At 71.8% G+C, this 23,185-nt stretch carries 21 protein-coding genes; 12 read left to right on the top strand and 9 right to left on the bottom strand.

Going from position 1 to position 23,185, the window contains the following annotated elements; genetic code table 11:
- Window positions 1-358: 358 nt before the first annotated feature.
- The 5 genes from ACZ6ZN_RS00745 to ACZ6ZN_RS00725 all read right to left on the bottom strand — a co-directional run bounded on the left by ACZ6ZN_RS00745 (window position 359) and on the right by ACZ6ZN_RS00725 (window position 5,985).
- Window positions 359-1,189 (bottom strand): ATP-grasp domain-containing protein, encoded by an 831-nt coding sequence (locus ACZ6ZN_RS00745; RefSeq protein ID WP_469642034.1) that lies wholly within the window; start codon window positions 1,187-1,189, stop codon window positions 359-361.
- 77 nt (window positions 1,190-1,266) lie between these two features.
- Window positions 1,267-1,539 (bottom strand): SHOCT domain-containing protein, encoded by a 273-nt coding sequence (locus tag ACZ6ZN_RS00740; protein WP_469642032.1) that lies wholly within the window; start codon window positions 1,537-1,539, stop codon window positions 1,267-1,269.
- A gap of 149 nt (window positions 1,540-1,688) precedes the next feature.
- Complete coding sequence (locus tag ACZ6ZN_RS00735) at window positions 1,689-3,554, bottom strand: GMC family oxidoreductase N-terminal domain-containing protein (RefSeq protein WP_469642029.1); 1,866 nt, start codon at window positions 3,552-3,554, stop codon at window positions 1,689-1,691.
- Entirely contained in the window at window positions 3,551-5,107 is a 1,557-nt protein-coding gene (locus ACZ6ZN_RS00730; RefSeq protein ID WP_469642027.1) for a hypothetical protein, read from the bottom strand. Before ACZ6ZN_RS00730 ends, ACZ6ZN_RS00735 begins: the two co-directional genes overlap by 4 nt.
- 167 nt (window positions 5,108-5,274) lie before the next feature.
- Window positions 5,275-5,985, bottom strand: a complete 711-nt coding sequence (locus ACZ6ZN_RS00725; RefSeq protein ID WP_398107307.1) for a FadR/GntR family transcriptional regulator — start codon at window positions 5,983-5,985, stop codon at window positions 5,275-5,277.
- 427 nt (window positions 5,986-6,412) lie between these two features.
- Between ACZ6ZN_RS00725 and ACZ6ZN_RS00720 the strand changes: the two genes are divergently transcribed.
- The gene (locus tag ACZ6ZN_RS00720; RefSeq protein ID WP_469642025.1) at window positions 6,413-7,183 is read left to right on the top strand and encodes an FAD binding domain-containing protein; all 771 of its coding nucleotides are present in this window, start codon (window positions 6,413-6,415) and stop codon (window positions 7,181-7,183) included.
- A 71-nt stretch (window positions 7,184-7,254) separates the two neighbouring features.
- Here ACZ6ZN_RS00720 and ACZ6ZN_RS00715 read toward each other — a convergent pair whose 3' ends face one another.
- A complete protein-coding gene (locus ACZ6ZN_RS00715; protein ID WP_469642023.1) occupies window positions 7,255-7,737 on the bottom strand; it encodes a PaaI family thioesterase in 483 nt (160 codons plus the stop codon).
- Between the two features lie 71 nt (window positions 7,738-7,808).
- Here ACZ6ZN_RS00715 and ACZ6ZN_RS00710 point away from each other — a divergent pair, with 71 nt between their 5' ends.
- The 9 genes from ACZ6ZN_RS00710 (at window position 7,809) to ACZ6ZN_RS00670 (ending at window position 17,681) form a co-directional block, all read left to right on the top strand.
- Window positions 7,809-8,459, top strand: a complete 651-nt coding sequence (locus ACZ6ZN_RS00710) for a winged helix-turn-helix transcriptional regulator (RefSeq protein ID WP_451877538.1) — start codon at window positions 7,809-7,811, stop codon at window positions 8,457-8,459.
- 100 nt (window positions 8,460-8,559) lie between these two features.
- Window positions 8,560-9,078: a GNAT family N-acetyltransferase gene (locus tag ACZ6ZN_RS00705; RefSeq protein WP_469642021.1), complete on the top strand. Its 519-nt coding sequence runs from the start codon at window positions 8,560-8,562 to the stop codon at window positions 9,076-9,078.
- 98 nt (window positions 9,079-9,176) lie between these two features.
- On the top strand, window positions 9,177-9,530 hold the full coding sequence (locus ACZ6ZN_RS00700; RefSeq protein WP_469642019.1) for a hypothetical protein: 354 nt from the start codon (window positions 9,177-9,179) through the stop codon (window positions 9,528-9,530).
- Between the two features lie 412 nt (window positions 9,531-9,942).
- Window positions 9,943-11,256, top strand: a complete 1,314-nt coding sequence (locus ACZ6ZN_RS00695; protein WP_469642017.1) for an ABC transporter substrate-binding protein — start codon at window positions 9,943-9,945, stop codon at window positions 11,254-11,256.
- 192 nt (window positions 11,257-11,448) lie between these two features.
- The gene (locus ACZ6ZN_RS00690; RefSeq protein WP_451877542.1) at window positions 11,449-12,414 is read left to right on the top strand and encodes a carbohydrate ABC transporter permease; all 966 of its coding nucleotides are present in this window, start codon (window positions 11,449-11,451) and stop codon (window positions 12,412-12,414) included.
- On the top strand, window positions 12,411-13,277 hold the full coding sequence (locus ACZ6ZN_RS00685) for a carbohydrate ABC transporter permease (RefSeq protein WP_469642016.1): 867 nt from the start codon (window positions 12,411-12,413) through the stop codon (window positions 13,275-13,277). Before ACZ6ZN_RS00690 ends, ACZ6ZN_RS00685 begins: the two co-directional genes overlap by 4 nt.
- Window positions 13,278-13,324: 47 nt before the next feature.
- Complete coding sequence (locus tag ACZ6ZN_RS00680) at window positions 13,325-15,826, top strand: glycoside hydrolase family 2 protein (RefSeq protein ID WP_469642014.1); 2,502 nt, start codon at window positions 13,325-13,327, stop codon at window positions 15,824-15,826.
- Window positions 15,819-16,877 carry a LacI family DNA-binding transcriptional regulator gene (locus tag ACZ6ZN_RS00675; RefSeq protein WP_451877545.1) on the top strand — a complete coding sequence of 353 codons (1,059 nt, stop codon included), beginning with the start codon at window positions 15,819-15,821 and terminating at the stop codon, window positions 16,875-16,877. Before ACZ6ZN_RS00680 ends, ACZ6ZN_RS00675 begins: the two co-directional genes overlap by 8 nt.
- Window positions 16,878-17,003: 126 nt before the next feature.
- Window positions 17,004-17,681 (top strand): alpha/beta fold hydrolase, encoded by a 678-nt coding sequence (locus tag ACZ6ZN_RS00670; RefSeq protein WP_469642012.1) that lies wholly within the window; start codon window positions 17,004-17,006, stop codon window positions 17,679-17,681.
- 37 nt (window positions 17,682-17,718) lie between these two features.
- Here ACZ6ZN_RS00670 and ACZ6ZN_RS00665 read toward each other — a convergent pair whose 3' ends face one another.
- Window positions 17,719-18,717 carry a glycosyl hydrolase gene (locus ACZ6ZN_RS00665; protein WP_469642010.1) on the bottom strand — a complete coding sequence of 333 codons (999 nt, stop codon included), beginning with the start codon at window positions 18,715-18,717 and terminating at the stop codon, window positions 17,719-17,721.
- Window positions 18,718-19,127: 410 nt separating this feature from the next.
- Here ACZ6ZN_RS00665 and ACZ6ZN_RS00660 point away from each other — a divergent pair, with 410 nt between their 5' ends.
- Window positions 19,128-19,730 (top strand): hypothetical protein, encoded by a 603-nt coding sequence (locus ACZ6ZN_RS00660; protein WP_469642008.1) that lies wholly within the window; start codon window positions 19,128-19,130, stop codon window positions 19,728-19,730.
- Window positions 19,731-19,743: 13 nt separating this feature from the next.
- Here the strand turns inward: ACZ6ZN_RS00660 and ACZ6ZN_RS00655 are convergent, their stop codons facing one another.
- A complete protein-coding gene (locus ACZ6ZN_RS00655) occupies window positions 19,744-20,517 on the bottom strand; it encodes a polysaccharide deacetylase family protein (protein ID WP_469643896.1) in 774 nt (257 codons plus the stop codon).
- A 214-nt stretch (window positions 20,518-20,731) separates the two neighbouring features.
- Window positions 20,732-21,574: a GntR family transcriptional regulator gene (locus ACZ6ZN_RS00650; RefSeq protein WP_469642006.1), complete on the bottom strand. Its 843-nt coding sequence runs from the start codon at window positions 21,572-21,574 to the stop codon at window positions 20,732-20,734.
- A 258-nt stretch (window positions 21,575-21,832) separates the two neighbouring features.
- Here ACZ6ZN_RS00650 and ACZ6ZN_RS00645 point away from each other — a divergent pair, with 258 nt between their 5' ends.
- Window positions 21,833-23,098, top strand: a complete 1,266-nt coding sequence (locus ACZ6ZN_RS00645) for an extracellular solute-binding protein (RefSeq protein ID WP_469642004.1) — start codon at window positions 21,833-21,835, stop codon at window positions 23,096-23,098.
- Window positions 23,099-23,185 lie beyond the last annotated feature (87 nt).

The following is a 23,185-nucleotide window of genomic DNA, read 5'->3' as shown; positions in this document are numbered from 1 at the left end:
CGCGGCCAGGGATATCACCGCTATCGCAACCAGGCACCAAAGAAGCACGTCTCGAGTCATGGAAACCTTTCACGGCGCGTGGCATGCAGGCGTCGACAGGTACGCCTCGCAAGGATCCGCAACCCGTCCGGGGCAGTGCACCAGGGGAGCTCAGCGCGCGTTCGGGTTCGGGGCCCTGAGCAAAAGTGGATCAAGGTCGCAGACGGCGGAATGCTATCACCGTCGACCGGGGTGTCTGGAAGCCGCTCCTCCGGACTTCACACGTTCAACGCCAGTATTTAACAAGGGGCGTTGAACGCGAAGCGGCTCACAGGTGACGAAGCGGCGCTGCGACCGGCACGGTTGATCTGAGACACCCTCAGGCGGCGTCCAGGAACCGGTGCAGTGACTCGGACAGGCTCGTCACGAACCTCTCGCGGGTGTCGTCGGGGATCAGATCCAGGGAGAGGTACGGGTTGAGGTCCTCCAGCTCCACGAGCAGCAGCCCGCCGTCCGGAGCGCGGCAGGCGTCCACGCGCTGGATGCCGTGGTCGAGGGTGTTCCAGTCGATGAAGCGGCGGGCGAAGGCGAGGTCCGCCGCCGTGGGCTCGTAGGGTTCCAGGGCCCAGCGCCGGCCGGGGTCGGGTGCGTGGAGGGCGTACTGGAAGGTGTCGTCCACGAAGTAGAAGGACACCTCGTACCTGAAGTCGACCCGGGGCTGGATGAGGACGTCGCCGCCGGTGAGACCGTCCAGCTCCGCTCGCGTGACGAAGGCGAGCCCGATGGAGTCCGCGCCCAGTCTCGGCTTGACCGCGTACCGCTCCGACTCGGGCAGCAGGTGCACGTGCCGGGGGTCGTCGACGGTGGGGATGACGGGGTGTCCCGAGCGGGTCAGGTCGAGCAGGTACTGCTTGCCGGCCATGTCCCCCCGGCCCGACAGCGGGTTGTACACGCGCACGCCACGCGCCGAGGCCCGTTCCCGGAAGGCGGCGTACTGCTCCCGGTACGCCAGCACGGGACCGCTGTTGCGCACGACGACGGCGTCGAAGGCGTCCATCAGCGCGGCCGCGTCCAACGGGTGGCACAGGGCCAGGTCGAACTCGTCGCGCAGCCGCGACGTCAGGAAGATGTCCTCGTCGCAGTAGCGCCCGCGCCCCTGGGCCCGGTAGGCGAGGTCGGTGACGTACAGGATGCGGTGGCCGTCGGGCATCGGGCTTCTCCTTCGCTGATGCCGTGCACCCTATGCCGTGCGGATCTCGCCCCCGCCCCGGGCCCGGGGGTGCCGACTCACGCCCGGCCGCCCCTGCGGCCGAACTCCTCGTCCAGCACGGACAGGTGGCGCCAGTACTCGTCCTCGTCGATCTCGCCGGAGGCGAAGCGGTGGCCCAGCACGGCGAGGGGCGAGTCGCCGCCGACGGTGTCCTGCCGCCGGGGGCCACCGCGCCTCGCGGTGCGCCGCAGCAGTGCCACACCACCGCCGATCACCAGGGCCCACATCAACGGGAAGAGCAGGATCCACGGTCCGGGGCCGCCGTCCGCGAAGTGCGCCAGGGTCTGCATGTCGATCACTCCTCGTTCGCTCGGCACACGGTCGGTGCCCTCGCTTCGAGAGTGGTCCCGGACGGGGTGCCGGGTCGTCGTACGGCCGGCGGCACCCCGCCTACCGCGCGGGGAGTACGCGAGGGCGCGCAGCGCTCCCCGGGGTGGGCCTACCCGTCGCGGGCGACGGCCCGCTCCGTCACCGCGTGGGCCAGCGCCATGATGGTGACCTGCGGATTCACCCCGGGCGACGACGGCAGCAGGCAGGCGTCGGCGACCAGCACCCCCTCCGCCCCGCGCAGCCTCCCGTCGGGACGGACGGGGGAGCGCGCGCCGTCCGCCCCCAGCGCAGCCGTCCCCGTGGGGTGGAACGCCGACAGGTGCAGGCGACGCCGGCCGGTGCGCCGCACCACCTCCTCCAGGGCACCGGGAGACGTGACCGACGGGTCCGACGCGATGCCGGTGAGGACCTCGCGGGCACCCGCGGCGAACAGGATGCGGCCCATGTGGACCATGGACCGCAGCAGACGGTCGCCGTCCTCGGCGTGCAGGGCGTAGGAGGCCACCGGCCGGCGCGCCCCGCGGACCCGCCCGGAGGGCCGGTCCGAGACCATCGCGCCGAGCAGGCCGAGCCGTCCCGCGTCCGCCAGCTCCCGCTTCAGGTCCGCTCCGAGATGCGGGAGGACGAACGAGGTCATGCCGGGCGGTGCCGCGGTCGCTTCGATGAGGATCCCGTCGTGATGCCACTCGTCGACCCCGACGCTCTGCAGGACGTTCGGGCCGGCCCCTGGGCCGGTGACCGGTTCCGCGAACCGTCCGGCGACGCTGACGGCCGGATGGACCGCGAGGTTGCAGCCCAGCCGGGGATGCCCGGCGAGCCCCGAGCGGCGCAGAAGGGCAGGGGTGTGCAGGGCCCCCGCCGCCGCGACGACGAGATCCGCGCCGAGGGTGAACGCCGTGCCGTCCGGACGCAGTGCCTCCACCCCGACGGCACGGCGGGACCCGGACCGGTGCTCGGTGAGGATGCGGGTGGCCCGGGCGCGCGTGACGATCCGTGCCCCCGCCGCGCAGGCCGCGGGCAGCACGGACAGGTGCACCGCCTGCTTGGCGCCGCTCGGGCAGCCGGCGACACACTCGCAACAGCCCCCGCACCCGGTGGCGTTGCGGCGCAGAGGAGCCGCCGACCAGCCCAGCCGTGCGGAGCCGGCGAGCGCCAGTCCGCCGTTGCGGCCGAGGACCGACGAATCGGGGACGCCCACGCCGAGGAGGCGCTCCACATGGTCCAGATGGGCCGTGAAGGCGGCGGGGTCCGCCAGCTCGACACCGTGGGTACGGTGCCAGCGCCGCAGCACGTCCTCGGGGGTGCGGAAGCAGGTGCCCGAGTTGACCAGGGTGGTGCCGCCCACGGCCCGGCCGAGCGGGAGCAGCACGGGCGGCAGGCCCCAGGCCAGGGTGGCGCCACCGTCACGGTAGGCGTCGGCGAACCGGTCCAGCGGCGGGCGCGAGGCGAGCTCGCCGGTCGGGAAGTGCCGCCCCTCCTCCAGGACCACGACCGAACGCCCGGAGGCGGCCAGGGTCAGCGCCGCCACGGCTCCGCCCGCTCCGGACCCGATCACCACGGCGTCGACGCGGACCGTGTCCGGCCACTCCGACGACGGGCACAGGTCCAGCGGGGGATCGGCCCGGACGAGGGGCCGGACGGCTCGGGCGCCGTGCCGGCTCGCCCCCGCGGCCAGCAGCACCGGGATCTTCACGGTGTCGAGCAGCGCCTCGCAGCCGGGCAGGCGGACCAGCCGCCGCAGGAGCCGGGCCCTGGCGTCGGCCGGCAGCCGGTGGGCCCGCCGTCCGGTGGTCAGCACGGAGAAGCCGTCGAGTGCGACGTCGGCCGCGTGCAGGCCCGTACGGACGGACGGAGGCAGGGACGACATGAAGCGCAGCAGCCGTTCCGGCACCTGGCGTTCCCACTCCGGACCATCGGCGCCACCGCCGGCGTCCAGCAGTACGGCCGACAGGGCCCGGCCTCCGGCCGCCCTCATCGCAGCCCCACTTCCGCATGCGCCGTGCCGCGCAGCTCCCAGACCCGCTCGGTGTGCCACCGGCCGTCGCACCACCGCTCCAGGCGGACGTGGACGTCGGCCCGCTCGCTGTTGTGGCAGGTCGCCTCGGCGCCGTCCGGGTCGATGTACCGCACCGCGGTGCGCCTCTCCTCCGGCAGGTCCACCCGCACCGCGATACGGCGTCCGCCCGCGCGGCCCCGGACGGTCCAGGTCGGCAGCCGCGGCCGGCCCCGGAACCGCCCGACGCCCAGAACGCCCAGCGAACTGCGCCAGTCGCCCCGCGGCCAGTCCCGTCCTCCGCTGCGCAGCCGCAGGAACACCAGGGGCGGCAGGTGCCGCAGCAGGGGCAGCCCCGAGACGGCCGTCACCACTTCCAGGACGGTGTCGCCGTCCAGGTCGGCGTGCAGCCAGGCCCAGCGGTGGGCGTTGCCGCGACCGGCGATGCGGGCGTCGGCGCCGGGCGCCGCCGCCAGGGGGAGCGGCTCCCCGTCGAGGCGGACGGATCCGGTGTAGCGGGCCTGCGCCTGGTGGACGGCGTGCACGGCGGGCAGCACGCGGCGCTTCCACGCCAGGCGGGGGAACGTGTGCAGAGGTGGGGAATCCGCCGTCACCTCGAGGTCCCAGGCCAACCGGGCGGTCCTGCCGCGCAGTTCACGCGCGGTGGCGACGGCGGCCGGGGAGTGGAAACCGGCGGGTCGCGCGGAGGTGGTGCCGCGGGCCGGTCCGGGGGGTTCCTCCGGAAGCGGGTGCGGGCCGAAGCGGTCGACGACGGGCGGCGCGTCCGGCGGGTAGACCGCGGCCCAGCCGTGCGTGTAGGGAGCACCCTCGACGGGTCGGACCAGTTCGTGGTGGAGCCAGAAGCCGGTGCCGGTGTCCGGGTCGGTGAAGGTGCTGTACCAGACGTTGAGGCGGTCCGGGCGCGCCGCGACGAGTGCCTCGGCGGTGACTGTGGCTGTGGCTGTGGCTGTGGTGGTGGCAGTGGTCGCGGTGGTGGCAGTGGTTGCGGCGGTGCGGTCGAGGGGCGTGCCGCCGATGGCGGCGGGTGCGGGGAAGCGCCAACTCGCGGCGAACGAGGGCAGGGTGCGCAACCGGAAGCGGAGGAGGCCCTCGCCGCCCGCACCGCCCGCGCCGGTCGTGCCGCCGGTCGTGCCGCCCACGCCGCCCGCGTCGGCCGGTCGCAGCCGCACCGGCAGGGTGGTCATCGAGCGCAAAGGGCTGCGCCACACCGGGGACTTGTGCCCCTCCAGGACGTACCGGCGGCCGTCGCGGGCCGTGAAGCGCACCTCGTAGGCGATCCGCCCCTCGGACAGCGGGGCGATGACCATCGTGCCGGAGGCGCGGTGGTCGTCGGCCCAGCCGTCGATGCGGACGCGCCCTTCGACGAGGGCCGTCGTGGAGCCGCGTGGGCGGAACGCGCCGCGCGTGGCGACCCGCAGGTCCAGTCGCACGGGCCGCGACCCGCCGTCGGCTGCGGCCGGCCGCAGGGTGCCCTCCATGGTCTCCGCAAAGCGCGCTCCCCGGCGTGCTGCCATCTACGGCACCTTCCCTGCGTCATGACTGGTCCAGTGGGTCCAGTGGGACTAGTGGACCAGTGGATGAGTGGCTCATCCACTGAAGGCAGAGAACCAGCCCGCTGTGCACAGGTCAACCCCTCAGCCGCAACCGCCTCTTCAGATTGAGGGCTGCCGCGGGGCCGCTCCTACCGCCGCCGGGCGTGCTTCTTCAGGTCCGCGGTCATCTCCTGCGCGGTCAGCCGGAAGTACTCCTCGGCGGCGCGCCCGGCGTCCTCCACCTCGCGGTGGGCGACCGCTTCCACGACCTGCCCGATGCGCTCCGCCGCGACCGCCGGGTCGGCGAAGGGGGTGCTCATGACGTGACGTACCGGCAGGTAGGCGTTGAGCAGGGTGTTCGTCAGCAGCAGGTAGACGCGGTTGCCGGTGGCGCGGGCCAGTTCGCGGTGCACCTCCGCCTCGGCGAGCTGGGCCCCGGCCGGGTCCGAGGCGCCGGCCACCGCGTCGACCGCGGCACGCAGGCGGACCGCCTGGGAAGTCCTGCACTGGGAGGCCGCCTTGCGCGCGATGATCCCGCCGATGGCCCGCCGCGCCTCGAAGACGTCCGACAGCCACCGCCCGTCCTGTCCTACCAGCAGGGGCAGGAGGTCGACGCCCCCGGACCTCAGGAAGTCCAGCACGCGCGTGCCCACGCCGTGGCGGGTGCGGAGCAGGCCCGCCTGCTCCAGCCGGGACAGCGCGTGCTTCAGGGTGGTCCGGGTGACACCGTAGGAGGCGGCGAGTTCCCGCTCCGGCGGGAGCAGGGAGCCGGGCGCGAGCGTGCCGTCCAGGATGCTCGTGCGCAGGCGTTCCTCCAGCACGTCGACGACGGACTGGCGCACGATCGCTTCGCCTGGCATGGCCGCACTCCCTCGGTTCGGTCCGCGCTGCCGCCGGTGGGCCGGGGACCGGATGTCGGATCTTCGCAGGCAGTGGACCAGCGTGGACTTCCGACCGTCAAGCGGGGACCGCCCTGACCGCCGTGCGGCGCCAGCCGGAAGGGCTTGTGCGCGCCAGTCGGGCCGGAAGGGCTTGTGCCCGGCCCCGGGCCGGAAGGGCTTGTGCGCGGCCGCCGTCACGGGAAGTCGCTCCCGGGGCCGCGATGCGGCAAAGGCCGCCATGAGGCGGGACCACGGGTGGATCGATCCCCGCGTCGCCGGTGTCGCGCCCGTGTGAGCCCTGGATGCGCCCCCTCCACTGCGGTCACCATGCGCCGTGACGACGGACGGGTGGCCGAAGACCGCCCCGGGGGCGTCCGCCCGGGCTCGAAGGGACACGTGACTGACGATGTGGGTACATCTGCCGAAGACGGTGGCCGAGGCACGGAAGCACTTGAGCGAGGGAGCGGTGCCGATCGGCGGAGCGACCCTCGTCTGGGCCACATGGCAACGTGACGGGTTCCCCGAACAGGCGATGTCGCTCAGCCGGTTGCCCGAGGCCAACGTCGTCGGCGCGGAGGAACTGGGCGGTGCGGTGGTCCTGAGCCGCGTGGACGGGCACGTCCCCCACGTCCTGCGTGCCGCCGCCGCCGCGGTGGGCACGGGCGCGGTGCGGCGCACGGCGACGGTCGGCGGCAACATAGCGGGCAGCACGTTGCGCTGCCTCCTGCCGGCGGCCCTGGTCCTGGAGGCCCGCGCGACCGTACTGGCACCGCACGGCGTCTACGAGACCGACCTCGCCGAGGTGACGGCCAAGCGCCCGGTGCTGCTCGGCCTGCGCTGGCGCACGCCGGTCGCCAGCGCCTACCGCAAGGTGCCCGCAGGGGCGAGCAGCGCTCCGCCCCTCGTGGTCGCCACAGCCCTGCACGCGGAGCCCGCGACCGGCGCCGTCGGCCGCGCAGGCCATCGCCTCCACGCGGCCGTGCGCGACGGCTACGACGTCGTGACCGCGACCGCGGCCATCGGCCCGGACACGGCCCACCCCATGGACCAGCTCCGCGAAACCCCGCTCGCAGACGTTCCCGGCGCCTGGGACCTGATCGGGGAGCAGGTCGCGACGCTGATGGCGGCCGCGTCGGCCGCGGGGCAGGCGGACGACGCACCGCGTCCGCGCGACTGAGCGGAGGCGGAGTCGCGTCGCCCCGGGCGGCCGGCCACGACCGGCGCTTCGGTCGTGGCAGGCCGCCGGCGTCACCTCGTCGCGAAGACCGCGCAGGTGGCCGTGGCGTGGGCGTACGTCCGGCCGTCCTCGACGCCGCTCAGCCGGGCCTCCGCCGTCGCCAGGGTGCGGCCGAGGTGGATCACCTGGGCGGTGGCGCGCAGCGTGCCGGTGACCGGCGTGATCGGCCTGACCATGTTCACGTTGAGCTGCGCCGTGCTGTAGGCGAGGCCGGCCGGGAGCCGGGTCAGGACGGCGGAGCCGAGTGCCGAGTCCAGGAGCGTGGCGGCGAATCCGCCGTGCACCGTGCCCATCGGATTGCACAGATGCTCGCCGGTCTTTCCCTCGAAAACGGCCGTACCGGATTCCACCGCGACCAGATCGAATCCGAGAGTCGCAGAAATGGGTGCCCTCGGGCTGCGTCCGTCGATGATCGAAAGAAGGTGCTCGAGTCCGGTCGCGCCCTTGTCGTCGGGGGCGGTTCGCGGGGTGTCCGTGTTCGTGTCGTTGCTCATGTTTCTCACCCTAGGGCGGCTGCGCGAGAGGGCCAGTACAGATTCCGTACCTCCCCCGGTACGCTCGCCCCATGGCCGGTTACCAGCAGTTCTGCCCGATCGCCCGCGCTCTCGACGTCCTCGGGGAGCGCTGGACGCTGCTCGTCGTGCGGGAGCTGATGATGGGCGAGCGGCATTTCAACGGAATTCAGCGCGGCATTCCTCGTATTTCCCGGACGATGTTGTCGGCGCGGCTGAAAAGGCTCGAATCCGCAGGGCTCGTGGAACGGGCGGAGGGCGAATACCGGCTGACGGAACCCGGCGAGAACCTCGCCCCTGTGCTGCGGGAACTCGGCCACTGGGCCCTGGAATCCGACCCCCGCGGTCTGCGGAAGGAGGACCTCAGCCCGGAGGTGCTGACGCACGACATGAGCCGCCGTGTCGTGCCCGAGCACCTCCCCGTCCACCCGACCCTGGTCGAACTGCGCTTCCGCGGGCGGCGGTCCGACCCCTACTTCCTGTTGGCCCGGCGTCCCCAGGTGCAGCTCTGCGCGGAGGACGGCGGCTTCGACATCGCGCTGCACGTGGACGCGGACCTGGAGGCGCTCACCAGGTTCTGGCTCGGCGAGGCCTCCTGGGACGGCCTGCTGCGCGCCGGGGCCGTGACGCTCACCGGCCCGGCGGAGCTCAGGCGGGACTTCCCGGCCTGGTTCTCCGGCTACCTGCTCCGGTCCCGGGGGTGACGGGCCCTCACCGGCGTCCGGGCGGCCATCACCTCCGACCGGCTGCAAGGGCGCGCGGTGCTGCACCCTCCTGCCCTCCGGCACGGCAGGGAGGTGACCGGTGAGCACACTCATCGCCCGGCCGATCAGCACCGAGCGACTCGACCTGCTGCCGCTGCGGGTGGAGCACGCCGAGGAGATGGCCCTCGTCCTGTCCGACCCGGACCTGCACACGTACATCGGAGGCACCCCGGACACCCCGCCGGCCCTGCGCTCGCGCTACGAGCGGATGACCGCGGGTTCCCCGGATCCGGCGGTCTCCTGGCTGAACTGGGTGCTGCACCTGCGCGCCGAGTCCTGCCTGACGGGCACGGTCCAGGCGACGGTGGGACCGTCGGACGACGGCCTCACCGCCGAGATCGCCTGGGTGGTGGGCACGCCGTGGCAGGCACGGGGCATCGCCCGCGAGGCGGCCTGCGGACTGCTCCGGTGGCTCCGCGACCGGTCCGTGCGCACGGTCGTCGCCCACATCCACCCGGACCACCGGGCCTCCGCCGCCGTGGCCACCGCCGCCGGCCTCGTGCCGACGGACACCTGGCACGACGGCGAGCGGCGCTGGCAGCGGACGCTCGGCCGCTGACCGCCCCACGAGACGTAAATCGCCTGGCAGTTGTCGCACCGCCACCGGTACCGTCCGGCTACCGAAACCCACCAGCGTCCACCGAAGGGACTGCCCCGATGGCCAGCCGGCGACCGACGACGACCTTGTGGCGCCCCACCGGTCCCGAGGAGCTGGAACTGGTCCGGCGGTCCGAGTGGCGTGCCTGGCCTCCGCGCCTGCCCGAGCAGCCGATCTTCTATCCCGTCCTGAACGAGGACTACGCGATCCGTATCGCGCGGGACTGGAACGTGAAGCACGACGGCGCGGGATACGTCACCCGCTTCGAGGTGGACGCGCAGTTCGTCAGTCGCTATCCCGTGCGCCAGGCAGGTGGACGGACGATTCTCGAACTCTGGGTGCCGGCCGGGGAACTCGACGAGTTCAACGCCCACATCGTCGGTGACATCCGGGTGGTCCACGAGTTCTCTTGACGAGGCCACCGAGGCCACCGAGGCCACCGAGGTCCGAAGGATCGGCGGTTGCACCGGTCGTCGTCCCCTGCTCTCGACTCCCTCGTCCGTCACGCAGCGTGACACTCCGGCCGCGAGGTCGTCAGTGGGTCCGGTCGCGCCCCGGCCGATCGGACCACGCTTCGGACAACGCTGTCCAGCCTCCCGCCACCCACTGCGTCGACGGCCTCGCGCGCCGCCGTCCCGTTTACCCACGGTTTAGTAAAAGTGCAGGTCAGCGTGTTGATTCTCGTGGGAAAGCGTCTAGACCGGTCTATGGACACGGTCGCGGCGCTGCGTCTACGTTGAGCGCTCATCGGGCCGAGGGCGCCGAGCGCCGACATGGCGCTCCCTCGCTCCGTACGGCCTGTTCTCCCAATGAGAGGTGGCGGGAATGCGAAGAAACTGGCTCGCGCTGACGGCTGCGACCATGGTGGCGGCAACAGCCTGTAGCGGACAGGGAGGCGGCGAACCCGGTGAGATCGCGGCACCCCCGAGCGACCCCGCGAAGGTGACGGGGAGCATCACCGTCCTGACCAACAGGACCGACCAGATGACCGACGGCACCCTGGAGAAGTACGCCGCCGAATTTCGCAAGGTGTATCCGGGGGTGAAGGTCGAATTCGAAGGGCTCACCGACTACGAGGGTGAGACCAAGATCCGGATGAACACCGAGCACTACGGTGACGTCCTGCTCATACCGAACTCCCTCTCCGTCAAGCAGTACCCGGACTTCTTCGCCCCGCTGGGCAGGGCGGGTGAGCTGTCCGCGAAGTTCGACTACACCGACCACGCCACCGTCGACGGCCAGGTGTACGGTCTGGCCAACATCGGGGTCGCCAACGGGTTCGTCTACAACAAGAAGGTCTGGGCGCAGGCCGGCATCGACGAATGGCCGTCCACGCCCGAGGAGTTCATCGCGGACCTCAAGGCGATCAAGGCGAGGACGGCGGCGATCCCGTACTACACCAACTACAAGGATGGCTGGCCGCTCACCAACTGGACGAACGCGATCGGCTCCCCGACCTGCGACACCGGGGCCTACGACGCCCTGGCCACCACGGACAGGCCCTGGAGCCGGGGTTCGGACCTGTACGCCATCGACAAGCTCCTCTACACGATCGTGGACGAGAAGCTCGCCGAGCCCGACCCCACGACCACCAACTGGGAGGACTCCAAGGCGCAGATCGGAACCGGCAAGGTCGCCTCGATGTGGCTCGGCTCCTGGGCCGTCTCCCAGATGCGGGCGGCGGCCGAAGCGGCAGGCAGGGACCCGGACGACATCGCCTTCATGCCGTTCCCCGCACGGAAGGACGGCGCGTTCTGCTCCGTGCTGCGCCCGGACTATCAGTACGCGGTGAACAAGCACTCGGACAACAAGGCGGCCGCTCGCGCATGGATCGACTGGTACATCACCAAGTCCGGCCAGGCCGCCGCGGAGGGCTCCATCTCCTCGGTGAAGGGCGCACCCCTGCCCGATACGCTCGAGGCGTTCGCTGACAACGATGTCACCATGATTCAGCAGAGCCAGAAGAACGTTGCGCGGGTCAACGCCGTCGACAAGGCGTCCGAGCTGGGCATCACCGCGCAGGACTACCGGCAGAAGCTCGTGGACGTCGCCCGCGGGGCCTCCGACGGGGACATGGACAGCTACTTCGACGAGCTGAACGACAAGTGGTCCGAGGCCCGGCAGACCCTCGGCGGCTGAACCGGACACGGTGCGGCGGGCACCACGGCCAGGGGAGCCCGTCCCCGGCCGCCACTCGCTCCACACGGCCCCAGCCGCTCACCGCGTCACAGCGACGGCACCCCGTCACAGCGACGGCACCGCGTCACAGCCACGGCACCCCGTCACACCGACGGCACCCCTGACCGGGAACCCACCACGAGGAACCATGAGATGACCGTTGTCCACAAGACCCGCGCCGCGACACGTGCCGCCGGCCGGCGGGGCGCTCCGCCTCCCGGGGGCACCGCCGGCCGGTCCCGCGCGGGCGGGCGCCGCCGAGCCGCCGCCCTGACCCCTTGGCTCTTCCTGGCCGCCCCGCTGACGCTGCTGGTGATGTTCACCTACGTCCCGGTGGCCGACATGATCGGCTACAGCTTCACCGACTGGGACGGCGTCAGCCCGGCACGCTCCTTCGTGGGCGCCGACAACTACGCCGACCTGGTCACCCGGCCGGCCCGCTTCGAGGTGTTCCTCGTCAGCGGTTTCTACCTGGCCGCCTCGATCGTGCAGATCGCGGTCGCGCTGTACTTCGCGACGGTCCTCGGCTTCAGCACCCGGTTCCGCAACCTGTTCAAGGGGCTGCTGTTCTTCCCCTACCTGATCAACGGCGTGGCCGTCGGATTCGTGTTCCTCTACTTCTTCCAGCCCGACGGGACCCTCGACACGCTGCTGCGCCTGGCAGGCGTGGAGGGCAGGCATCTCTGGCTGGGCGACCCGGACCTGGCCAACCCTTCGCTGGCCGGAGTGTCGGTGTGGCGCTTCATGGGGCTGAACATGGTGCTCTTCCTGGGCGCCATCCAGTCGATCCCCCCGCACCTGTACGAGGCTGCGCAGCTGGACGGAGCCAACCGCTGGCAGCAGTTCCGGCACATCATCGCCCCCGGCATCAAGCCCGTCATCAGCCTGAGCTTCGTCCTGGCGGTGTCCGGCTCCCTGGCGGTCTTCGAGATCCCGTACATCATGACCGGCGGCGCCAACGGCACCGAGACGTTCGTCATCCAGACGGTCAAGCTCGCCTTCCAGTTCGACAAGGTCGGTCTGGCCTCGGCGTCGGCCGTGGTCCTGCTGCTCCTGATCCTGCTGGTCACCTGGATCCAGCGCCGGCTGATCCCCGAGGAGAGGGTGGAACTCTCGTGACCGACGACTCCGTTGCGACCCGGCGCGCCCACCGCGGCACGCCGTCCCGGGCCGCCGCCGCCCTCACGTACCTCTCGCTGCTGATCGCATCGGCCGTGGTGGTGGTCCCGCTCGCCGTGGTGCTGCTGACCTCGCTGAAGACGCAGTCCGAGGTGGCCAACGACGGGCCCCTGTCGCTGCCGGGCGACTGGTTCAACTTCGCCAACTACGCGACCGCCTTCGAACAGGGCGCCATGCTGCGGGCGTTCGGCAACACGGCGCTGATCCTCGTGGTCTCCACCGCCGGTACCGTCCTCATCGGCTCGATGACCGCCTACGCCATCGACCGCTTCCAGTTCCGCCTGAAGCGCCTGGTCATGGGGCTGTTCCTGCTGGCGGCGCTCGTCCCGAGCGTCACCACCCAGGTCGCCACCTTCCAGGTCATCGACGAACTCGGCGCCTTCAACACCCGCTGGGCGCCCATTCTGCTCTACACGGGGACCGACATCGTCTCCATCTACATCTTCCTGCAGTTCATCCGGTCCATCCCCACGTCCCTCGACGAGGCCGCCCGCCTGGACGGCGCCAACTCCTGGACCATCTACTGGAAGATCATCGTTCCCATGCTGCGCCCGGCCGTCGCGACCGTCGTGATCGTGAAGGGCATCGCGGTCTACAACGACTTCTACGTGCCCTTCCTCTACATGCCCGACCCCGAACTCGGCACCATCTCCACCGCCTTGTTCCGGTTCAAAGGGCCCTTCGGCGCGCACTGGGAGACCATCTCCGCCGGCGCCGTCCTGGTGATCGTGCCGACCCTGATCGTCTTCCTGGCGCTGCAGCGCTTCATCTACAGCGGCTTCGCGGCCGGTTCCGGCAAGTGATGCGCCCGACCGCCGCGCCCCGCACCACGCCCCACGAGGAGTACCGCATGAAGGTCCGCACCCCCCTGTCCGAGGGCTGGACGCTGCGCCTGAACACCGAGCGCCACACCCCGGACCAGGCACCGCCCGGCCTGGCCGGTTCCACTCTGCCGGCGCAGGTTCCCGGCTGTGTCCACACCGACCTGATGGCGGCCGGGTGGCTGGCGGACCCCTACCTCGACCTCAACGAGGACGAGGTGGCGTGGGTGGGCCGGGCGGACTGGACGTACGCCACCGAACTGCCCGACAGCGACGGGACGTTCGAGCGCACCGACCTCGTCTTCGACGGCCTCGACACCGTCGCCGCCGTACGGGTGGGCGGCCGGCTGCTGGGACGCACCCGCAACATGCACCGCTCCTACCGGTTCGACGTCACCGACCTGCTGTCCGGCGGCCCCGCCCCGCTCGACGTCACCTTCACCTCCGCCTACGCCGAAGCGGAGGCCGTGCGGGCCGTCCTCGGCGAGCGGCCCAACTCCTACCCGGAGCCCTTCCACTACCTCCGCAAGATGGCCTGTTCCTTCGGCTGGGACTGGGGGCCGACCCTCGTGACGGCCGGCGTCTGGCGTCAGGCACGCATCGAGCGGTGGTCCACCGCCCGGCTGACCGCGGTGCGGCCACACGTCACGATCGCCGAGGACGGCACGGGAATCGCCGAGATCACCGTCGACCTGGACCGCACGACGACCGGGCGCGACCGCCCGCTGCGCCTGCTGGCCGCCGTCGGGGAGGCGTCGGCCGAGGTCACCGTCGCACCGGGGGAGAACAGCGCCACCGTGACCGTCCGGGTGCCGGACGTCGATCGGTGGTGGCCGCGCGGCTACGGCCCGCAGGTCCTGCACGCCTGCACGGTCACCCTCGGCGACCTCGACGCTGGCCATCCGCTCGACACGTGGGAGCGTCGCATCGGCTTCCGCACGATCCGGCTCGACACCTCCGCCGACCGTCACGGCAGCGCCTTCACCCTGGTCGTCAACGGCGTGCCCGTCTTCGCGCGCGGAGTCAACTGGATCCCCGACGACGCCTTCCCCACCCGCGTCACCCCCGACCGCTACCGCACCCGCCTCGGCCAGGCCGCCGACGCGGGTGTGGACCTGGTGCGCGTGTGGGGCGGCGGCATCTACGAGGACCACGCCTTCTACGACACCTGTGACGAACTGGGCCTCATGGTCTGGCAGGACTTCCTCTTCGCCTGCGCCGCCTACCCGGAGGAGCAGCCGCTGCGCTCCGAGGTCGAGGCGGAGGCCCGGGAGAACGTGACCCGGCTGATGCCCCACCCGTCGCTGGTCCTGTGGAACGGCAACAACGAGAACCTGTGGGGCTTCGCCGACTGGGACTGGGAACCGGCCCTGGCCGGTGACTCCTGGGGCGAGGGCTACTACCTGGGCCTGCTCCCGCGCGTCGTGGCGCAGACCGACCCGACCCGGCCGTACTGGGCGGGCAGCCCCTGGTCGGGATCCTGGGACCACGCCCCGAACGACCCCGGCCACGGCACCGCACACTCCTGGGAGGTGTGGAACCGCCGCGACTACGGTGACTACCTCACCTCGGTGCCGCGTTTCGTGGCGGAGTTCGGCTGGCAGGCCCCGGCGACGTTCGCCACGCTCGAACGGGCGCTGTCGGAGCGCCCGTTGACCGCAGACTCGCCCGCCATGCTGCACCACCAGAAGGCCGAGGACGGCAACGGCAAGCTGAACCGTGGCCTCGCCCCGCACTTCGCTCCGCCCACCGGCTTCGACACCTGGCACTACCTGACCCAGCTGAACCAGGCGCGCGCCGTGGCCGCGGGGGTCGAGCACTGGCGCTCCCACTGGCCGCGCTGCGCGGGCGCGGTCCTGTGGCAGCTCAACGACTGCTGGCCGGTCACCTCCTGGGCCGCCATCGACGGCGACGGCCGCTTCAAACCCCTCTACTTCGAGCTGCGCCGCCTGTACGCCGACCGGTTGCTGACCATCCAGGAGCGCGACGGGGCTCTGACACTCGCGGGCTGCAACCAGGCCGGGACGGTCTGGGACACCACCGTCACCGTGCGCAGGGTCGGGGCGGACGGGACGGTCCTGGCGCGGGCCGAGATCCCCCTCAAGGCCGCCGCCCGGGAGGTGGCGCTGGAGCGGCTGCCGGAGACGGTCGCCCGGTTCACGGACGTCACCCGCGAGTTCCTCGTCGCGGACGTGCCGGGCTTCCCGCACCCGGGCGAGGAAGGCGGGCGCGCGGTCCACTTCCCCTGCCCGGACCGCGAGTTCGCCCACACCCCGGCCTCCTACGACGTACGGGTGCACGAGGACGGCGAGACGGGAACCCTGATCACGGTCACGGCCGGGACGCTCGTCCGGGATCTGCTGCTCCAGGCCGACCGGCTGGACCCGGGGGCCCGCACCGACCGGGGGCGGGTGACCCTCCTGCCCGGCGAGAGCGCGACCTGGCGGGTGACCGGCTGGACCGGCACGGACACCGGGAGTGCCCGTGCGGCCCTGTTCTGCGTCAACGAGGGCGGAGCCGTCCGTGAGTGAGGGCAGGGAGCACCGGCCGGGGCGCGTCACGATCTCCGACGTGGCGGCCCTGGCCGGCGTGTCCAGGGGAGCGGTGTCCCTGGCGTTCAACAATCGTCCCGGGGTCTCGGAGGCCACCCGGGAACGGATCATGGCGGCGGTCGCGGAACTGGGCTGGGTCCCCAGTCAGGCCGCCATCAAGCTGTCCGGGTCGGCGACCGGGGCAGGGGACACCGTCGGTCTGGTCATCGCCCGGCCCGCGCGTCAACTGGGCCTGGAACCCTTCTACATGGAGTTCATCTCCGGGGTCGAGTCCGTCCTCGAGGAGCAGGGGTGCTCGCTGCTGCTGCACCTCGTGCGGGACACGGCGCAGGAGATCGCCGTCCACCGCCAGTGGTGGAAGTCCCGCCGGATCGCCGGTTCCCTGCTGGTCGACATCCAGCGGGACGACCCGAGGATCACCGAACTGGCCGCGATCGGACTGCCGGCCGTCGCCGTCGGGCATCCGTCCCTCACCGGCGGGTTCACATCGGTGTGGACCGACGACGAGACGGCCGTGCACGAGGCGGTGCGCTACCTCGCGGTCCTCGGGCACCGGCGGATCGCACGGGTGGGCGGTCACCCCGCTCTCGGGCACACCGCGATCCGCACCGCCGCGCTGAACGCGATCGTGGAGCGGCTCGGCCTGGAGCCGGCCCGCAGCATCACCACCGACTACTCGGGCGAACAGGGCGCACGGGCCACCAGATCGCTCCTCAGCGCCCACGAGCGGCCGACGGCGATCATCTACGACAACGACGTCATGGCGGTCGCGGGGCTGTCCGTGGCCGCCGAGATGGGGCTGAGCGTGCCGAAGGACATCAGCCTGATCGCGTGGGACGACTCGCAACTGTGCCAGCTCACCCATCCGAACCTGTCGGCCATGAGCCACGACGTCTTCGGTTTCGGCGCGGACGTGACCCGCCGCCTGTTCGACGTCGTGCACCGCCGCAACCCGGAGTCCGGCCCCGCCGCGACCCCCGTCCTGCTGCCGCGGGGGAGCAGCGCACCACCACCGCGCGACCCCGCCTGACGGACGGCGGCCCGGGGACAGGACGGACACCCTGCCCGGGCCCCGGTGCCCGCCATGCCCTGTCGCCACGGCGGTGGAGAGGCGGGAGCGGCATCGGGCACGCCCCGTGACCACGGAGGACGACCCTTGAGACTCACGACCCGCAGCTGGGGCGAAGGCCCCCGCACGGCCGTCCTGGTGCACGGCATCATGACGGACTCACGCAGCTGGAGCGGCGTCGCACCGGCCATCGCCCGGCACGGCTACCGGGTCGTCGCCGTCGACCTGCCCGGCCACGGGGGCAGCGGCCCCGCCCCCGGCTACACCCCGGCCTCCCTCGCCGCCGCGCTCCTCGCCACCCTGCCGGAAGCTCCCGACCTCGCCGTCGGCCACTCTCTGGGCTCGGCCGCGCTGCTGCTCGCCGTCTCCCGGCTGCGCTGCACCCGCGCGGTCCACTGCGACCCCGCCTGGCTGCCCCGGCACCGGAACCTGGACGCCCTGCGCGCCACCCGGCACGCCACGTGGCACGAGCTGCGCGCGGCGCATCCCCGCTGGCACGCGGACGACATCACCGCGGAGCACCGGGCCCTCGCCGCCTGGGATCCCGCCTCGGTCACCGCCCTGCAGCACCTGCCCGGCCTGCCCGGCGCCCCCGCCGTTCCCTCACTGGTCGTGCTCGCCGGTCCGAGCGAGCGGATATCGCCGGCGCACGCCGCGAGGCTCAGCCGCCGGGGCTGGCGGGTACGCACCGTGGACGGCGCCGGTCACGCCGTCCACCGGGACGATCCGGCCGGCTTCCTGCACGCGCTGCACGGCTGGCTGTGACGACACCGCCGCGCTCAGCCGTGCAGGCGGGCAGGTGTCAGGGCAGAGTCAGCTCACCCTGGTTGAGCACGCGCGGGTGGAAGTACGCGGCCTGGATCTCCGCGTTGGTGTTGTTCCCGCGCAGATGCTCGGACCACATCATGAACCACGCCCACTGCGTCTGGCTGTCGAGCAGAGCCGCGGTCGGCATCTTGCCGATCTCCGCGATGGCCATGGGTTTCGTTCCGGCGATGCCGCGCATCTGCTGGTAATCGGCGGAACTCGGATGGTTCTTGTACCAGACGTCCAGCGAGACGACGTCCACGTACTGATTTCCCGGATAGTAATTGCTCCAGCCGCCCGCCGGATTGTCCTGCACGTTCCAGACCCAGATGAGATTGTCCAGGCCCTTCGTTCCCGCGAGGTAGTCGCGCGTGATCTGGAACAGCCGCGCGCTGCCCTGGGATCCGGGGCGGTTGCCCCACCAGTTCCACGACTCGTTCATCTCGTGCAACGGCCGGAACAGCACCGGAACCCCGGCGTCCTTCAACTGCCGCAGATAGGGGACGGCCTCGTCGAGGCGCCGCTTCCAGGCGGTGTTCAGCGCACTGCCTTCGGTGAGGATCTGGGAGAACTGCGCGTTCGAGATGTTCGACTTCACCCCGCCCTCGAAGGCGCAGGTGCTGCCACCGGTCGGCGGGCAGACGTGCCAGGTCAGGGAGACGAGCGAACCGTTCGCCCACTCGATCTTCGCCTGGTCGATCACGCGCTGACGGTTGGCCACGTCAGTGGCACCGAACATGAGGTCGCCTCCCCACAGCCCGGGATACTGACCGGTCACGTCCTTCACCTGTTGGGTGTACTGTCCCGGCGCGGAGGCGGGCTCCTTGTTGTGCTGGCCGGAGACGATGTGATGTCCGCTGATGGAACGCAGATGGTCGAGCACCTTCTGCTTGGGGGTCGGAGGGAAGGCCTGCGCGGATTCAGTGGCGGGCCAGACGAGAACGGCCGCCGCCACCGCGGTGACGGCCGCGGCCGAAGTGAGTTTCTGTCGCATTCTTTTCATCAGCGTCCCAGCCCTCGTGGTCTCGGGAATTCGGTCGACGCAATGAAGGTGGCGGCCCGGTCCGGCGGGCGTCAATAGCTCCGGACACAAGAGGAAGCAGGCGCGCCAGCGTTTTTACTGAACGATTCCTCAACGCGGTGGAATACCTGTGCGCTTGTCCACCATGCCTGTTTCAGGACGGCGTCACGTCGGCCGGTCCGCGATGTCCTGTGACGCCTTCCGCCGGAGGCGGGACGGCGATCCGGTCGCCGCCCGGCGGCACGTGAAGTCCGCCCGGGACGCCGCTGATAGCCTCGTGCCGATCACGGGACCAGACGCGACTCACGTCGCCCCGGCCCCCGGCTCGGGCCGGCGGACCGCCGCGCCCGTCCCGACGCACTGAAAGGCGCCACCCCACTCCCATGCACATGCGCACCACCCGCACCGCTCTGGCCGCATCCGTCGCCGCGCTGGCGCTGACCCTCATCGCCTGCGGCAGCGGCGGCGACTCCGCCGACGGCAAGGCCCGGCCGAGCGCGGGGAAGTCCGAGTCGGCGAAGGCCCGGACGACCTTCCGCCTCGGCGAGTCGAGCCCGGTCCAGGAGAGCACGGCCGAGAAGTACAAGGGGACGAAGTACACGCTGACCCCGACGAAGGTGGAGACCGGCACCGAGGCCGACATGGCTGCCTCCGGTCTCAAGAAGGACAAGGACGACAAGCCCCAGGTGCCGGTCTACGTGTGGACCACCCTGAAGCACGTCAGCGGCAAGCCCATGGCGTCCGGCGACATGGACGACGACCTGATCGTCCGGACGGACAAGGACAAGCGCACCCGCGCGCTCATCGTGCTGCTGGGCGAGGCGAAGTGGCCCGACTGCCCGGCGCCCCAGGACAAGACCCTGAGCCCCGGGCAGTCGCAGAAGATCTGCAAGGCGTTCCTCATCCCCGCCGGCCAGAAGGCGAGCGCCGTCGAACTGTTCCAGGGCTTCTACAAGGAGCCCCTGGAGTGGCCGGTGAACGGCTGACCGGCTCCGGTCCTCAACGCACCGGGAACCCGCACGAGTAGCCCTGCTGCTCGAGCCAGGGGAGGATGCGGCGCAGGGCCTCGACGGTCTGGGAGCGGTCGCCGCCCGCGTCGTGGAAGAGGAGCGTCGGTCCGTTGGCCAGCTCCCGCTGGACCGTGGCCACGATGGCGTCCGCGCCGGGGCGTTCGAAGTCCTTGGTGTCGACGTTCCAGCCCAGCGGCCGCATCCCCCGCGACGCGGCGAGCTTTCGGCTGTAGGGGGTGAACGCCCCGCCGGGCGCCCGGTAGTACAGCGGCCGGACGCCCCCCGACGCCTCCGTGATCATGCGCTCGGCGTCGAGGATCTGCCGGGACTGGTAGGTCGTGGAGTTCTTGTCCATGGCGGTGTCGTGCGAGACGGAGTGGTCGCACAGCCGGTGCCCGGCCGCGACCACCTTCTTGACGAGGCCGGGGTGCGCCCGCGCCTGGGTGCCCACCATGCAGAACGTGGCCTTGACCCCGTACTGCTTCAGCACGTCGAGGACTTGAGGGGTCCACACGGGGTCGGGGCCGTCGTCGATGGTGATGTTCACGCCCCGCGCCCCCTTCTCCGAGGCATGGGCGATGGTGACGGCGACCGGCTCGACGTCACCGCCGGGCGAGGCCGAAGCGGTCGCCCTCGGCGCCGGGGCGTCGGTGGCGCCGGCCTGCGCGGTCCACACCGACGCGCCGGTGGCGAGCACCGACACCCCCAGCGCCGCCCCCACGACCTTGCCGTACCAGCCCCGCCCGCCACCGTGCCGCGCCATGTCCGCCCCGCTCTCCCGCAGTTCCCGTCCGGCCCCCGGTCGTCTCACGACCACCTGACAGGACGAGGACCGACGGCTGCGGGATCCGCCCGTTACGGTTTCCGGACGATTCCGCCGGGGTTCCCGGACAACCGGCGGCGCCCCCCCCTCGCCCGGCCGTCGGCGCAAGCGCGAGGGGCCGCCGCTGAGAGCCGGTCCCACCTGTCCTGTTCCGTCAGGCGCCCCCGGCAGCCTCCCCTGGCGCCCCGGAGACGCTGGGCTCCCACCGGCCCGCCCCGTGGGGCGCGACCCCCGGTGTCACCCCCGCCCCGGGCGGGGCCGGCCGCCGGTCCGACGCGTTCAGGCTCAGCCGGGAGACGATGCGGTAGCGGTCTCCGCGGTAGATCGAGTGGACGTACTCCACCGGCCGCCCCCGCGTGTCCCCGGTGTGGCGCTCGAAGAGCAGCGCGGGCGACAGTTCGGGCACGCCCAGCAGCCGGGCCTCCGCCTGGCTGACCACGGTGGGCTCGATCGTCTGCGTCGCCTCGCTGACCTCCACCCGGTGCCGCTCGCGCAGATGCTGGTAGAGGTCTCCCGTCTCCAACTCCCGTGCGGTCAGGGCGGGAACGAGGTCCGCCGGGATGTGCAGGTGCTCGATGGCCATCGGGGCGCCGTCGACCAGCCGCAGGCGCGCCGCGTAGACGATCTCCGCGGCGGGGGACAGGTGTAGTTTGCGGCCCACCCGGGCGCCCGCGGTGATGGTGGCGAACTCCAGCAGACGGCTCGACCAGGCGCCGGACGCCTGCGGCAGGACCATGCCGTGGGAGTCCGAGACAAGTTCCTGCGTGATCTTCTCCGGTGCCACGAACATGCCCCGCCCGTGCTCGCGCACCAGCAGTCCCGCGGCGACGAGTTCGTCGACCGCCGCCCGCAGCGTGGGGCGGGAGACCTTGAGCGTGGCGCACAGGGACCGTTCCGAGGGGATCGCGTCCCCCGGGTGCAGCGACTCGATGAGCTGGAGGATGTGGTCCCGGACCCGCTCCCGTTTGAGTACCGCCCCCGACCCGTCAGCGCCCATGCCCGACCGCTCCCGCCCCGCCGTACGCGAATGTTCTCCGACCCGTCCTGGGGACTCTTTACCACTCGACGCCCGCTGGTCAAGCGCGGGGGAGACCGTGAAGGTCGCTCGCCGCGAGTCGGCGCGCCCAGAAGCCGTGTGCGCGCGGGGGATTGACGCCTCTATTGGTCTATGCCATTTTCATCGACCAACGAGAGGTCACCTGTCCAGTGGCTCAACTGGTCAGGTTCCTTGGCGCCTTACCTCCAGAGGTGAACTGTGAAGCTCCGCACGCTTGCAGGACTGACCGCACTGGTGATGGTCTCGGGCGTCAGCGCCTGCGGTGACGGCTCCGGATCGTCCGGTGACTCCGCCGGCGGCGCCACGACGATCGACGTCTGGCTCATGCGCGACAGCGTCTCGGCGCAGTTCCAGAAGAAGTTCGTCGCCGGGTTCGAGAAAGCCCAACCGGACATCGACGTCAAGGTCCAGATCCAGGAGTGGGACGGCATCGGGGAGAAGGTCACGGCCGCCCTCGCCAGCAACGACGCCCCGGACGTCATCGAGACGGGCAACACCCAGGTCGCGCAGTACGCGCAGAGCGGCGGCCTGCTCGACCTCAGCGACCGGACCGAGGAACTCGGAGGGGACGACTGGCTCAAAGGGCTGGCCGAACCCGGTGCGTTCGAGGGCAAGCAGTACGGCATCCCCTACTACGCCGCCAACCGGGTCGTGATCTACCGCACCGACCTGTTCGAGAGGGCCGGTGTCGACGCGGCCTCCATCAAGACCCGGGACCAGTGGATCGCCGCCACCGAGAAACTCGACTCCGGCGGCACCCAGGGCATCTACCTGCCGGGCCAGATGTGGTACGCACTGGCCGGCTTCATCTGGGACGAGGGCGGGGACCTCGCCACACGGTCGGGCGACAACTGGCGGGGCGCACTCGACACGCCGCAGGCGCTGCGCGGCATGGACTTCTACAAGAAGCTCCAGGCCCTCGGCAACGGCCCCAAGGACTCCGACGAGGCCGAGCCGCCCCAGGCCGAGGTGATGGCCAAGGGGCAGGTGGCCCAGATCATCTCCACCCCCGGCGGAGCCAACGTGGTCACCGAGAACAACCCCGACCTCAAGGGCAAGCTCGGGTTCTTCCCCGTCCCGGGCAAGACGGCCGAGCGCCCGGGCTCGGTGTTCATCGGCGGCTCCGACCTCGTCGTCCCGGCGGCGTCCGCCAAGCCGGAGGCCGCCTTCACCTTCGTCAAGGAACTCACCGGCGACACCTGGCAGCGCAAACTCGCCGCCGCCATGAGCTACGTCCCGAACAAGACCACCCTCGCCGACGCGGTCGCCTCCGATCCGGGCGCCTCGGCCATGGCGACGGGGGCCGCCGTCGGCAGGGCGACACCCAACACCCCCGGCTGGGCCGCCGTCGAGGCGAAGAACCCCATCAAGGACTACATGACCGCGGTGCTCACGGGTGCCGACGCCCGGGCGGAGGCGACCCGTGCCTCCGCGGCGATCACCGCCGCCATGAACGGTTCCTGACTCCGCTACGGCCGCCGCACCACCCGCCCCGGGGGCCTTCCGGCCCCGTCCCGCCGTACAGGCCCCTGACGACACCCGAGGAGGCGA

Source organism: Streptomyces sp. NPDC053665, from assembly GCF_055585285.1.
The sequence above is the reverse complement of the archived record's forward strand: the minus strand, read 5'-3'. Positions and strand labels throughout refer to the sequence as shown.

Bases quoted from the DNA above. Each gene is read 5' to 3' on its own strand.
- ACZ6ZN_RS00715 (WP_469642023.1), bottom strand. From the start codon at position 7,737: ATGAGCAACGACACGAACACGGACACCCCGCGAACCGCCCCCGACGAC.
- ACZ6ZN_RS00680 (WP_469642014.1), top strand. From the start codon at position 13,325: ATGAAGGTCCGCACCCCCCTGTCCGAGGGCTGGACGCTGCGCCTGAAC.
- ACZ6ZN_RS00650 (WP_469642006.1), bottom strand. From the start codon at position 21,574: ATGGGCGCTGACGGGTCGGGGGCGGTACTCAAACGGGAGCGGGTCCGG.
- ACZ6ZN_RS00655 (WP_469643896.1), bottom strand. From the start codon at position 20,517: ATGGCGCGGCACGGTGGCGGGCGGGGCTGGTACGGCAAGGTCGTGGGG.
- ACZ6ZN_RS00710 (WP_451877538.1), top strand. From the start codon at position 7,809: ATGGCCGGTTACCAGCAGTTCTGCCCGATCGCCCGCGCTCTCGACGTC.
- ACZ6ZN_RS00695 (WP_469642017.1), top strand. From the start codon at position 9,943: ATGCGAAGAAACTGGCTCGCGCTGACGGCTGCGACCATGGTGGCGGCA.
- ACZ6ZN_RS00745 (WP_469642034.1), bottom strand. From the start codon at position 1,189: ATGCCCGACGGCCACCGCATCCTGTACGTCACCGACCTCGCCTACCGG.
- ACZ6ZN_RS00660 (WP_469642008.1), top strand. From the start codon at position 19,128: ATGCACATGCGCACCACCCGCACCGCTCTGGCCGCATCCGTCGCCGCG.
- ACZ6ZN_RS00725 (WP_398107307.1), bottom strand. From the start codon at position 5,985: ATGCCAGGCGAAGCGATCGTGCGCCAGTCCGTCGTCGACGTGCTGGAG.
- ACZ6ZN_RS00720 (WP_469642025.1), top strand. From the start codon at position 6,413: ATGTGGGTACATCTGCCGAAGACGGTGGCCGAGGCACGGAAGCACTTG.
- ACZ6ZN_RS00730 (WP_469642027.1), bottom strand. From the start codon at position 5,107: ATGGCAGCACGCCGGGGAGCGCGCTTTGCGGAGACCATGGAGGGCACC.
- ACZ6ZN_RS00665 (WP_469642010.1), bottom strand. From the start codon at position 18,717: ATGCGACAGAAACTCACTTCGGCCGCGGCCGTCACCGCGGTGGCGGCG.
- ACZ6ZN_RS00700 (WP_469642019.1), top strand. From the start codon at position 9,177: ATGGCCAGCCGGCGACCGACGACGACCTTGTGGCGCCCCACCGGTCCC.
- ACZ6ZN_RS00740 (WP_469642032.1), bottom strand. From the start codon at position 1,539: ATGCAGACCCTGGCGCACTTCGCGGACGGCGGCCCCGGACCGTGGATC.
- ACZ6ZN_RS00690 (WP_451877542.1), top strand. From the start codon at position 11,449: ATGACCGTTGTCCACAAGACCCGCGCCGCGACACGTGCCGCCGGCCGG.
- ACZ6ZN_RS00735 (WP_469642029.1), bottom strand. From the start codon at position 3,554: ATGAGGGCGGCCGGAGGCCGGGCCCTGTCGGCCGTACTGCTGGACGCC.